Annotated in this window: 9 protein-coding genes; 4 read left to right on the plus strand and 5 right to left on the minus strand. The window is 69.8% G+C overall.

Annotation, left to right across the window (positions count from 1 at the left end):
- Positions 1 to 20 precede the first annotated feature (20 nt).
- Together F8271_RS07040 and F8271_RS07045 are read right to left on the minus strand one after the other, a co-directional pair.
- Complete coding sequence (locus F8271_RS07040) at positions 21 to 740, minus strand: PP2C family serine/threonine-protein phosphatase (RefSeq protein ID WP_151488836.1); 720 nt, start codon at positions 738 to 740, stop codon at positions 21 to 23.
- Entirely contained in the window at positions 737 to 1765 is a 1029-nt protein-coding gene (locus F8271_RS07045; protein ID WP_370461876.1) for a GntR family transcriptional regulator, read from the minus strand. Before F8271_RS07045 ends, F8271_RS07040 begins: the two co-directional genes overlap by 4 nt.
- Between F8271_RS07045 and F8271_RS07050 the strand changes: the two genes are divergently transcribed.
- The 3 genes from F8271_RS07050 (at position 1710) to F8271_RS33980 (ending at position 6684) form a co-directional block, all read left to right on the plus strand.
- Positions 1710 to 1931 carry a hypothetical protein gene (locus F8271_RS07050; protein ID WP_151488837.1) on the plus strand — a complete coding sequence of 74 codons (222 nt, stop codon included), beginning with the start codon at positions 1710 to 1712 and terminating at the stop codon, positions 1929 to 1931. The two genes, F8271_RS07045 and F8271_RS07050, sit on opposite strands and share 56 nt — an antisense overlap.
- Positions 1932 to 2260: 329 nt before the next feature.
- Positions 2261 to 3454: an amidohydrolase family protein gene (locus tag F8271_RS07055; RefSeq protein ID WP_151488838.1), complete on the plus strand. Its 1194-nt coding sequence runs from the start codon at positions 2261 to 2263 to the stop codon at positions 3452 to 3454.
- 218 nt (positions 3455 to 3672) lie between these two features.
- On the plus strand, positions 3673 to 6684 hold the full coding sequence (locus F8271_RS33980) for a S8 family serine peptidase (RefSeq protein WP_305069469.1): 3012 nt from the start codon (positions 3673 to 3675) through the stop codon (positions 6682 to 6684).
- 57 nt (positions 6685 to 6741) lie between these two features.
- Here the strand turns inward: F8271_RS33980 and F8271_RS33000 are convergent, their stop codons facing one another.
- Both F8271_RS33000 and F8271_RS07070 read right to left on the minus strand, forming a co-directional pair.
- On the minus strand, positions 6742 to 6954 hold the full coding sequence (locus F8271_RS33000) for an SDR family NAD(P)-dependent oxidoreductase (RefSeq protein WP_225854209.1): 213 nt from the start codon (positions 6952 to 6954) through the stop codon (positions 6742 to 6744).
- 325 nt (positions 6955 to 7279) lie between these two features.
- Positions 7280 to 10744, minus strand: a complete 3465-nt coding sequence (locus F8271_RS07070; RefSeq protein WP_151488840.1) for a ThuA domain-containing protein — start codon at positions 10742 to 10744, stop codon at positions 7280 to 7282.
- Positions 10745 to 11114: 370 nt separating this feature from the next.
- On the opposite strand from F8271_RS07070, the gene F8271_RS07075 reads away from it, so the two are divergent.
- Positions 11115 to 11615 (plus strand): DUF3995 domain-containing protein, encoded by a 501-nt coding sequence (locus tag F8271_RS07075; protein ID WP_151488841.1) that lies wholly within the window; start codon positions 11115 to 11117, stop codon positions 11613 to 11615.
- 70 nt (positions 11616 to 11685) lie between these two features.
- Here the strand turns inward: F8271_RS07075 and F8271_RS07080 are convergent, their stop codons facing one another.
- Positions 11686 to 12186 (minus strand): hypothetical protein, encoded by a 501-nt coding sequence (locus F8271_RS07080; protein WP_151488842.1) that lies wholly within the window; start codon positions 12184 to 12186, stop codon positions 11686 to 11688.
- Between the last annotated feature and the right edge of the window lie 428 nt (positions 12187 to 12614).

Raw genomic sequence — 12614 nt, forward strand, 5'->3', positions numbered from 1 at the left:
TGCTGGCGTGCGGCGGAGCCTTAGCGCTGGGCCACGTCAATGACAATGACGGTGATGTTGTCGTGCCCGCCCTGGTTGACCGCCAAGGTCACGAGCTGGTCGGCGATATCCCCTGGACTACCGTCGGAGTCGAGCGCAGCTCGTATCTGTTCGCCTGGTACGTACGAACTCAGACCGTCAGAGCACAACAGGATTCGGTCGCCGGGTTGGAGGTGGAGAGGTGTCAGGTCGGGCGATCGGCCGTCGTTTCGGCCATCGAGAAAGCGGGCCAGCTTCTCGCCCAGATTCGGCACCTTGTCTGCGTTGGCGACGAGATGTTGGTAGGTGTGATCCTCGCTGATCTGGAGCATCGCACTGTCGCGGGAGCCGTGGCGCCGGATCAGGTAGGCGCGGGAGTCCCCGACGTTCGCCACGACCGCCTCGCTGCCGGAGCACAGCAGAGCGACCAACGTGGTCCCCATCCCAGCCAGCTCCGGGTCCGCGCGGACCTTCCGGCGTAACGCTTCGCTCGCCTCGTAGATCGCCTGCCCCAAGAAGTTGGCAAGATCCTTCGCCGGCACCGGACGGTCATACGCCGCCAAGGCCGTTGTCACCGTGCTGCTGGCGATGTCACCGGCGACGTGGCCGCCGAGACCGTCCGCGACAACAAAGAGCCACTGCCCTTGGCTGTGGGAGTCCTCGTTTCGTCTACGGACGAGGCCCTGGTGTGTCCGGCTGGCGGCTTCGACGATGACCGTCACGGCAGTGAGTCACCTCTCGATCCGGCGTCAGACCACGGCTGCTGGGCGTTGTCGGCACGGTGCAGGACGTGGACCGTCTCGACCCGATCGCTCGCCACGACGTACTCGGTCACCTCGACCGGCTTGTTGTCGGCCCCCGAGGTCCCGACCCGCACGATCTCCAGCACGGGCAGGTTGGTGGGGATCTCCAGGAGCGTGGCCTCGTCCTTGTTGGGCATTCGGGCGCGATGAATCTCCATCCAACTGATGGGCCAGTGGCCGGCGTTCTCAATGCGATGCAACCACTCGCCCGCAGCGGGTTCCGCGTCCAACTCGGCAGCGATGTCGGCGACACGCGGGTGAATCCACGAGACGTTGATCTGGAACGGGGCTTCGGACGCGGGCCCGGTGACCCGGAACCGGCGAAGCACCTCGGTGCCAGGGTCCACGCCGAGAAGCTTGGCGACGCGGGGATCGTCCAGGCGGGCCGGTGCGCTGACGGCCTCGCCGTGGCGAACCCACACCTCCTGGCTGCTGGCCGAGGGGAACGAGTAGCCGGTTGCTTGCTCGTTGCGTTTGACCAGGTCACCGCGTGGTCGACGGGGACGCATAGTGCCGTACCGAACGGCGATGCCCCGGCCTTGGACGGCCCACACGTAGCCCTCTGTCTCAAGAAGGGCGATGGCCCGACCGATGGTGTCGCGGTTGGCGTCGTACTCGGCGGCGAGGTCGTTGAGGGTCGGAAGCCGCGCGCCCGGCGCCCACTCCCCGGCTTCGATCCGTTCTCGGATCTTGGACGCGATGCCCAAGTAACGCGAGTGCACCACCACGTCAACACCCCTCGATTGTCCCAGGATAATCCTTGACCTTCGGTCAGATTGTCCCCACACTATCGTCATGCAATTGTCCCAGGACAATCTCGGGCTTGACGGGGTAGGTGCTGCCCCTCGTGGAGAACCAGAGGAGTTGCGGCCGTTGAGTGAGTCGCCGATGCCCGAGATTCCGGAGGTTGTCGTGGCGCAGGTGCCGCAGGTCTTCGTTCTCATCAGAGACGAGGAGGCTGTTGGCTACCTCTTCGACCTGCCGTCCGGAGCAGTGGCCATCCTCGATGGTGCGAGGGAGATCTTCCAATCGGGCTCCTTGGAGGAATTCACCAGGTTCTTCGGCCCCTTGCTGGGGCTGGACGTCGCGAAGGTCAGGCAGGACATCTAGTACCAACGCCGCACGTCGGCGTGCCCGGGTGGCCCGCTCCCTCTGTTGAGGGACAGGGCTCGCTTCCTGAGGGGAGGTGACAGGGTTCGACGGCGCGGATGGTGGGTTTCATGAGGACGAAGCCATGACCCCTACCTCGGCCGGTCCGAGTTGGACGCCGGCCGTGCACACAGGAGTCGAACCGGTGAGCAGGTTCGCTCTCGTCGCAGTGGGGCGTCGGGCTGCTGGTGGCTTCGGCGTCGTACTTCACGCTGACCAGGGCCCCGTGTTCGCGGGGTGCCGTCAGTGCAGAGCCGGTGGAAACTGTTTAGCTCGACGGGGGAGCACCGATGACGAAGCATGCTGTCCGGGCGGCCCGGATGTTCGACGGCGAGCGGCTGGTGGGCGGTGGGGTGCTGCTCCTGCTGGACGGCGGTCGCATCACCGACGTGCGGCGAGGGTGGATCGAGGTGCCGGAGGGCTGGCCGGTGCGCGAGCATCCGGACGGCACCCTACTTCCCGGCTTGATCGACGCGCACGTGCACCTGTGCGCCGACGCCGGGCCGGACGCCCTCGGCCGGCTCGCCGAACGTCCCGAGACGGACCTCGACGCGGTCGTCGAGGCGTCCCTGCGCGCGCACCTGGCGGCCGGTGTCACGACCGTCCGGGACCTGGGTGACCGCCACGGTGCCGTGCTCCGGTGGCGGGACCGGGAGGTGCGCGACGACCTGCCCACGGTGGTCGCGTCGGGTGCGCCGATCACCAGTGTCGGCGGGCACTGCTGGTGGATGGGGGGCGAGGCGAGCGGCGTCGACGGGATCCGCGAGACCGTGCGTCGGCAGGCGGCGGCCGGCGCCGACGTGGTCAAGGTCATGGCCAGCGGCGGAGTGTTCACCCCCGGCACCGACACCACCCGGCCGCAGTTCACCGACCAGGAACTGACCGCCGCGCTGACCCAGGCGCACGATCTCGGCCTGCCGGTGACCGCGCACGCGCACGCGCTGAGCGCCGTCGAGCAGGCGCTGCGCGTCGGCGTCGACGGCATCGAGCACTGCACGTGTGTGACCGCGTCCGGCGCCCAGGTCCCCGGCGAACTCGCGGCTCGCCTGGCCACGTCCGGGGTGGCGGTCTGTGCCACGCTCGGCACCGATCCCGCCGTGATCACGCCGCCGGAGGTGGTGGAGATGGCCGCGCGGGCCGGGCTCAGCGAGGCCGCGCTGCGCGCCGCCGCCACCCTGCACCGGGCCGGGGTCCGCCTGGTGGCCGGTTCGGACGCGGGCCTCGGCCCCGCGAAGCCGCACGGGATCCTGCCGGAGACGCTCGTCGAGTACGTCGCGAGTGGCATCCCCGCGACCGCAGCTCTGGCCGCGGCGACCTCCGTCGCTGCCGAGGTGTGTGGCCTGGGGCGGCGCAAGGGCCGCGTCCGCGCCGGCTTCGACGCCGACCTGCTGGTCGTGGACGGCGACCCGACGCGCGACATGACGGTGTTGCGCCGACCGCTCGCCGTGTACCGCGCCGGGGCGGTGCCGGAAAACATGATCTAGCCGCGACTGATCGATCGTGATCTTATACGGACCAGTGATCCGTAACACCGTGCAAATCCTCGATTAACCGTCGACAGCTTAGGTGGGGGAGCGCTCCCATTCGCGGATCGCGATCGATGCGGACAGCTCCACAAGGGGCGATCGAGAGGAGACTCGTGGCTACACGCACGAGCGGCAACAGGCTGCGAAGACTAGCGCTACCGACGCTGGTCGTCGCCATGATCACCGGCACAACCGGTGTCGCGGGACCGGCCTCGGCGGCCCCCGGTGAACGGCCCGGCACCAGCGGCCCGGGCTACTTCTCCGCCGGGTCCGACCGGAAGGTCACCCTGACCGACGGGGCCGATCGGCGCCCCGACAGCGACCACGCGGACAGCCCGAAGTCCGCTGTGGACGCGACCGGATCCGGCGTGTACATCGTCGAACTGGCCGAGGACCCCCTGACCACGTACGTCGGCGGGACCTCGGGGCTGACGCGGACCCGTCCGGCGCCCGGCACCCGGCTGGACGTGACGTCGGCGCCGTCGCAGGCGTACCGCCGCCACCTCGACGCGCAGCGGACCGCCGTCGCCACGGCGGTCGGCGTCCACGTCACGGCGGCCTACACCGCCGCCTTCAACGGGTTCTCGGCGACGCTGACCGCCCAGCAGGCGACCGCGTTGCGGGCGGACAAGCGGGTCCGTGCCGTGACCGCGGCGCAGGCGCTCGGCACCCGCTCGACGTCGGCCCTCGCGACCACGTCGGCCCCCGCCACGTCGGCCCCCGCCACCGCGGCCGGGCCTGACCCGTCGGCGGCGGGCCACACCCCCAAGCCGCCCAAGCCGGTCACGCCAGGTCCCGCCACCGGTGCGGGCATGGTGATCGGCGTCCTGGACACCGGCATCTGGCCGGAGAGCGCGTCGTTCGCCAAGAAGATGCCGGCTCCCGCCAACTGGCACGGCACCTGCCAGACCGGGGTGGCCTTCGTGGCCGAGCACTGCAACGGCAAGATCGTCGGCGCCCGGTACTTCGCCGACACGTGGCTCGCCGGCGGTGGCTCGGTGCCCGAGGGCGAGTTCCTGTCCCCCCGCGACGCGGCCGGGCACGGCACGCACACCGCGTCCACGGCGGCCGGTCTGCCGGTCTCGGACGTCACGATCGACGGTCGGCGCTTCGACCCGATCTCCGGAGTGGCGCCGGACGCCCAGATCGCCGTCTACAAGGTGCTCTGGGGTGGCGTGGGCTACGACGCCGACATCATCGCCGGCATCGACGCGGCCGTCGCCGACGGCGTGCAGGTCCTGAACTTCTCGATCGGCTCGCAGCTCGGCGACTGGGAGGCCAACACCCCGATCGGCATGGCCTTCCTCAACGCCACCCTGTCCGGGGTGTTCGTGGCGGCGTCGGCGGGAAACACCGGCATCGTGAGCGGGGCCATCAGCAACGCGGCACCCTGGGTGACCACGGTCGGCGCGGCGGTGACCAACCTCGACGAGGCGACGCTCAAGCTGGGTGACGGCACGAAGCTGGTCGGCGGCTCGCTGGACGCGTTGCCCGGTGGCGGCTCGCGGCCGTTGGTCTTCGGCGACCAGGCCGGCTCGCCGGACCTGGGCGCGGTGTACTGCGAGCCGGGCAGCCTCGACGCTGCCAAGATCAAGGGCAAGGTGGTCGCCTGCGCGCTGAACGACACGTTCGGCTCCGCCGCCGAGGTCAAGGCCAAGGGCGGGGCGGCGATGGTGCTGTTCGACCCGGTCGGCAACTACCGGGTCAACTCCATCTACAACTTCCCGGTGGTGTACCTGCCGACCGAGAAGCAGGCCGGCACGGTGTTCAACTACCTGATGCGCCACCCCACCGACGCGACGGTGTCCGTGCGGGCCGGCGGTGACGGCTCCAGCGTCCCGGGCGTACCCAGTGTCGCCGACTTCTCCTCCACCGGCCCGGACAAGGTGACCTACGGCGTCTTCAAGCCCGACCTGGTCGCCCCGGGATCGGACATCATCGCCGCGGTCTCACCGGCGGGCAACTTCGGGCGGCAGTACGACGCGTACTCGGGCACCTCGATGGCGTCGCCGTACGTGGCCGGCGCGGCAGCGGTCCTACGTGCCACGCATCCGGACTGGTCGCCGGGCCGGGTCGCCTCGGCGCTGCGGACCACCGCCACCGACACCGTCGGCACCACCAACCCCCTGGACCAGGGCAGCGGCTTCATCAACCTGGCCGGTGCCAGCGACCCGGGACTGGTCATCGAGCCGACCGCGGCGGAACTGGTCGCCTTCAGCGAGACGGCCCAGCCCGACGGCAAGGAACTCAACCTGCCGGCCATCTCGCTGCGCGAGTACGACGGCACCCGCCCGGTGACCCTCACCCGCACCCTGACCAACGTGGGCAAGGCGCGGGAGACCTACCGGTCGTCGGTGTCCGGCCTGAAGGGCATGAGGGTCACCGTCACGCCGGCGTCGGTGACGCTGGCGCCGGGCGCGTCCGCGACGGTGACCATCACGGTGAGCCGGGGCAGCGCCCCCTGGGACCGGTACGTGACCGGATCGATCACCTGGCGCGGCAAGGCCCACAGCGCCCGGATCCCGGTCGCCGCCCGTCCGTGGGGGATCACCGCCCGGCCGTACGGGGACGACGGCGAGGAGTTCGGCCGGATGGCCAACGGCGCGTTCGGCTACGTCCAGCCGGGCTTCACCGGGCCACTCGCCGGTCGCAGCACCGGTTACACGCCGATGCGGCGTACGTCGTACTCGATGCCGGCCGGCGTCTACGGCGGCGTGTTCGACCCGAAGGCGTCCGGGGTGAAGAAGGTCGACTTCACCGTGCCGGCGAACACCGCCGGCATCGTCGTCGAGGCCAACACCGAGGACCCGAACACGAACCTCGACCTGTACCTGTACAAGGGCGACACCCTGATCTACAGCAGTGACAGGTACTGGACCAGCGCGGAGCAGGCGTACAAGTTCCTGCCCGAGCCGGGGCGTTACACGGCCTACGTGTTCGCGCAGGTGCCCGGCGGCCCGGTCGTCGACTTCGAACTGAAGCACGCCATCATCGGCCGTAACGCCACGTATTCACCCGCCACGCTGACGGTGCCCTCCACGACGGAGCGCGGTCAGAGTGTCAACTTCACGTTGAAGCCGAACAAGCCGCTGGCCGAGGGCGACTTCTGGGCGTACACCGAGTGGAGCACCAACGGGGCCGTGGTTCCGGGCAACCTCGTCTACACCCAGCAGAGTTCCTGGGAGTAACGCAGAACGAGTGTGGGGCGGTGCCGATGGGCACCGCCCCACATCCCGTCGTCCCCCTCACCTCCCCCGGGCAGTTCCCCGCGACGCTTCAGCGGGGACGATCAATACCCGCCGGACGGATCGACGCCAACGGCGGCGCAGGCGGGCCTGGTCCCGGCCGTGAACGACCACGGCAACGCCTTCGGCGGCCAGCACCGCCGCGATCTCCGCGCCGAGACCGCTGCTCGCGCCGGTAACCAGAGCGCGCTTGCCGGCAAGCTGCAAATCCATCGGTCTTCCCCCGTCATATCCGGAAAGGGCCGGGCCAGTGCGCGGCGCCGTAACGGACTGGGACTCGCAGATAATGGACCGGCAAGTCCAGAAACTGTGGCGGACGAGCCTCTGTCGGCACCTCTCGCGAGCCTGGTCGAAACGCGGTCAGCGAGGTTCGACCTGGACAACTCTGCCCGACCTGACGCAGATCTTGGACAGTTTCCGTTACGCGAGAACGGAAACTGTCCAAGATCTACGTTGCTGGCCCGTTCAGTGATCAAATCCGCAGTGCCGACCGGTGGCGGGCGGCTGGGACAAACCCGCCCGCCACCGGCCCGCGCGGTCAGGTGACTGTGATGGTCAGGTTGAGCGAGCGGGTCTCCCCGCTGGTGTAGGTGGTCGTCACCCGGGCGGTGTAGGTCCCCTTGCGCGGGTAGCTGTGGCTCGTCGAGCGCAGTGTCGCACCGTGCGTGATGGCGCTGTTGTCGCCGAAGTCCCACGCGTAGTCGGTGATGCTCTGCCCGGACGGCGCCGTGGCGGTGGCGGTCAGCGTGGTGGTCAGCGGTGCGGCGCCGCTGCCCGGACTGGCCGCGATGGCGAGCGTCCCACCGGGCTCCTGTTTGACGCCGGCGCCGTTGAAGCGCAGCCAGTCCAGCGAGAGTAGGTCCGGGGTGCCGCCGACCTGGGCGGTGTTGACGAACCTCGCGTACAGGGTGGTGGTGCCGGTGGGCTTGTTGGTCAGGGTGACGGTGGGGGAGACCAGGTTGTCCCACCCGCCGGTCGAGCCGATGCTGGCCGTGCCGATCAGGGTGCCGGTGGGTGAGCCGGTCCGCAGTTCGATGGTGCCGCCGAGGCCACCGTTGGTCACACCGAGCGTCACCGAACCGATGTTGCGCAGGTCCACCGGCCCGTACGCCGCCCAGTCGTTGTGGTCGACGTCGCCCAGCCGCTTGCCGGCGCGGGCGGTGGCCCGGTCGTTCACGGTGAGGCCGGACTGGGCGCTGAAGTGCTCGGCCTCCTTGCTCTTGGGCTGCAGCTGGGCCCGGGTCGAGCCGGTCAACGCCGGTACGCCGCCGGCCGCGCCGCCGTCGGTGTACTGGGCGGTGACGACGGTGTAGAGGTTCTGCCCGGGGCCGTGCCCGTCACCCGCGTCGGCCTCGGTGGCGAGCAACCCCGAGCAGCCGGTGTAGACGTCCAACGGGTGGGCGTGCGAGTCGTGGCCGAGTTGCGTCTGGACGGTCACCTTGGCGCAGTCGATGGTGGCGTCCTCCGGGTCGGTCACCGTCACCGTGTACGGGATCTTGTCGCCGAAGTCGAAGAACCCGCCGTCGGGCACGGTGATGGTCACCGTCGGTCGGGTGTTGCCGACGACCACGTCGGTGACCGCGCTGGCGGTCAACCCGTTACCGCTGTTGCGGACGGTCAGCCGGGCGGTGTGCTTCCCGGCCGACGAGTAGGTGTAGGTGGGGTTCGCCGCGGTCGAGTCGGTGGTGCCGTCGTTGGTGAAGTCCCAGGCGTAGCTGAGCGCCGTGCCGTCACCGGCCGCCGTGCCGGCCGAGGAGAAGGTGACCGTGAGCGGCGCGCGCCCGCTGTCCGGGGTGGCGGCGATCTTCGCGGTCGGCGGTCGGCCGTTGGCCACGTAGTCGATCCGGTAGATGCCGGCGCCGGCGTTGCTGCCGCCCCGCCCGCTGCCGGTGCCCTCGCCGAAGTCGATGACGTAGAGCGACCCGTCCGGGCCGAACTCCGCCTCGAAGGGCTGGATCCAGCTCATGTTGTCGAAGATCCCGTTTATCGACTGGAGGTCACCCACGGCGGTGGGGCCGAAGCGCGCGTTGGTGAAGGTCTGCGCCGTCTTGTGGATCGAGAGCGTCTTGAACCACCTGCGGGTGAACTCGTAGGTGATCCACTTGCCCTCGAAGTACTCGGGGAACTTCGTGGTGCGGGTGTTGGTCGGGTCGTAGTCGTAGACCGGACCACTCATCGGCCCGCCACCGCCGGTGCCCACCTCGGGGAACTGGCTGGAGGCGGAGTACGCGTACCAGACCAGAGCCGACCGTGCCGCCGGCAGGGTGGTCAGGCCGGTGTTGTTGGGGGAGTTGTTGACCGGTGCGGAGCAGGTGAACTTTGCCCCGGAGGTGCTGGTGGCGTAGTTGTAGTCGTTGAACGCGATGTTGTTGCCCACGCAGTACGGCCAGCCGTAGTTGCCGGCCGTGGTGATCCGGTTGAACTCGACCGTCCCCTCCGGACCACGGTTGGGGTCGGCGGCCCGGGCGTCCGGGCCGTAGTCACCCACCAGCACCGCGTTGGTCTGCGGCTCGATGGTGATCCGGAACGGGTTGCGCATGCCCATCGCGTAGATTTCCGGCCGGGTCTTCGCGGTGCCGGCCGGGAACAGGTTGCCGCTCGGCACGGTGTACGTACCGTCGGCCTGTGGGGTGATCCGCAGGATCTTGCCGCGCAGGTCGTTGGTGTTGCCGGCGGTGCCCTGGGCGTCCCACGCGGCGCGGCCCGAGCGTTCGTCGATCGGGGTGTAGCCGCTGGACGCGAACGGGTCGGTGTTGTCGCCGATCGCCGCGTACAGGCGGCCGGCCGCGTCCATCGCCAGCGAGCCACCCATGTGCGAGTTGGCCCGGCCCTCACCGCGGAACGTGGGTACGGTCAGCAGCCGCTTCTCCGAGGAGAGCGCGACGCTGTTGTTCGCCACCGTGAACCGGGACAGGTTGAGCTGTTTGAGGGTCTTGTCCGACCAGAGCAGATAGACCCAGCCGTTGCTGGCGAAGTTGCGGTCCAGGGTCATCCCGAGCAGCCCGTCGGACTGGTCGGTCATCGCCGAGGTGTACGCGAAGTCGAGCAGCGTGGTGACCTGGAGGGTGTCGGAGTTGACCACCTTCAACGCGCCGGTGCGCTGGATGTAGTAGACCTTGCGGTCCGGGGCGACGGCCAGTTCGAACGGGTCGGCCAGGTTCTCGGTGACCAGCCCCACCCGCTCGAAGGTGCCGGTCTCGGTGGCCGAGCAGTCGCCGGCGACCGCGCCGGCGGCCCACTCGATGCCGTAGCGCAGGTGCTCCAGGAAGGTCGGCGTGCTGAACTGGGAGCTGGCGTGCCCGCCGGCGGTGAACCAGGACCGGCCGCCGTCGTAGCGCTGACACCAGGAGTACGCGTGGTCGACGCCCTCGTCCAGGCCGTTGATCCCGTCGCGCACCTTGATCTGCGCGAGGGTGTGCACGTTGCCGGTCGGGTTGGTCCGCCAGTTGTACCACTCCTCGCTCTGCTCCCAGAGCTCCGGCAGGTTGCGCGTCGACGGGTGCGCCCGGTCGAGCACCTTCACCCGGCCGGGAAACGTGCCGCCGGTGGCGGAGAAGTCGGGGTGGTAGTCGAAGATGGTGCCGACCAGGCCCTCGTACCACGGCCAGTCGCGTTCGCTGGCCGAGGCGGCGTGCAGGCCGGCCCAGCCGCCGCCGTTGCGGATGAACGTCTGCAACGCCGCCCGCTGGCTGGCGTTGAGCAGGTCGCCCGAGGCGGGTGTGGAGTTGGTGTTGTTGAACACCAGGGCGTCGAAGGTGGCGAGGTTGGCGTCGGTGAACGCGCCCGCGTCGGTGGTGGCGACCACCTCGAAGTTGTGAGTGGCGCCGAGCTGCTGGATCGCGGCGACGCCGGCCGGGATCGAGTCGTGGTAGAAGTTGGTGATCTTGGAGAAGACCAGCACCCGGAAGCGGGGGGCGGCCTCGGCGGGCAGGGCGGTGGTGGTGCTCACCACGGTGGCGATGGTGAGCAGGGCGAGGCAGATCGCGCGCAGGAATCGGGGCATGGGGGCGCTCCCTGTCGGACGGTAAGGGTCGGAAAGCGCTTTCTCGCTGCCGCATCACGGTACTGACGGCCAGTGACGACCGTCAATAGGCGTGGGTAAGCGTTTTCCTGGCGGGACGGCGGCTGGCTGGCGCGGGGCCACCGCGTCGACGATCGTCGCCTACCATCGATGGCGGTCGACCTGGGGAGGTCACGTGACGACACCATCGGCTTCGGAGGCGTACGGGGCCCGAAACGCCGAACCGATCGACACCACCGTGGTGCACCCGAAGAGGTCCCAGCGGCGCGACGCGGGGGCCTCCCCCTCGGGCGGGAGTCGACTCCACCCTGGGCGGGAGGCGTCGCCATGCCGGCCTCACGAGGCTGCTGGTATGCCCGTCTCCCGAAGTCCTCGCTGGGCGTACGGCGCCCTGGCATGGCTGATCCTCTTCACCGCCTCGCATGTGGTCCTCGTGCTCGTCGCCGGTGACGATCCGACCGGTGACGGCCCGTGGGGCAGGAGGGCCTACCTCATCTTCAACGTCGTGCTCATCGTGATGTCGACGGTCGGCGCGGCCGTCGTCGCAGCCACGGTCCGTCCGTGGGCTCGACAGCTGCCCCGCTGGTTGATCCTGATCCCACTGTGGTTCGGGAGCATCCTGCTCGTCCTGCGAGGCGTTCCCGGGATGGTCGAGAACGTGCTGATGGTGACGGGTAACCGTCGTGGCGGCTTCGTCGGTGCCCAGGACATCTCCACGGGTGAGTTCTGGGCCGGCATCGGCATCAACACCTACTTCTTCCTGGGGGCGGTGCTGCTGGTCGCGGCAACCGTCTCCCACACCCGCCGCTCGTCGAAGAGCCGGCGCGACGGACCGTCGGACCGGTCCGAGTGACCGATTCCGGTACGCCACGGCGGGGCGATCCCCTCGCCCCGCCGTGGCCCGGTTTACCCCGTCGTCGAGGTCAGCTGCCGGCCGGCGGCGCCGTCAGCTCGGCGTGCCGCACCCGGTAATCCCCGTGCGTGACCGTGGCGAACGCGGCCGGTGCCAGGCAGGTGCCGATTCGGGACGGACCCCACTGGCCCGCCTCGTTCTGGTCGGCGCTGGCCGACCAGGTGAAACCGACCCGGTCGCGATGGCGACCGCCGTCCTGCACGCTGAAACCGACACGCTTGCCGAGGAAGTCGCGGGCCTGCTCGTCCGCGCGGGTGACGATCGCGGTCAGGGTCGCATGACCAGGGCTGGTGATCATGCAGTCGACGGCCGCCTCGAACCGTACGGTGATGCCCTCGGCGGCCAGCCGGTGCGAGACCCGCACCGTACCGGTGGCATCCGCCGGCGAACCCTGCTCCCCGCCGGGCAGCGGAATCGGGCGGCTGTACGGCACCGACCGGGCGTCGAAGGCGAACGACCGCACGTCGTCGTCCTGCCCGTACGGTAGGACGAACTCCGCGGAGCCGGTCACCCGTGCCGGGCTGCGGTCCGCGGCGGCCGCCGGTGCCGCCGCCCCGCGATGACGGCCATCGCGACGATTCCCCATCCGATTGTTCTGCGCATGTTCTTCCTCCCGATCCGGCCGCGATCCCGCGGCTCTGCGATACCTCCACGGTCAGCCATGCGGACGGAAGATCGATCCCCTCCGAGGGGGAAGGCGCTACCTCGCGTACGGGAAAACGGGCCGCCCCGCACCTGGCGACGGGACACCGGTTCGGTGGGCGAGGTCGGTCGGCGGCGTCGAGGATGGCCCACGGCCGTTTCATGATCACGATGTGAGGCCGAGGATGGTGAATGGCCTGGTCATGTTGCGGGCTGCCCAGCGGGTGGCTTCGGTGATGTCGGGTCGGCCGGCCAGGCGTAGGGCGTTGATGGCGAGGTTGCGTAGCGAGGCCAGGA

This window comes from Micromonospora sp. ALFpr18c, assembly GCF_008868155.1.
GTDB lineage: Bacteria > Actinomycetota > Actinomycetes > Mycobacteriales > Micromonosporaceae > Micromonospora.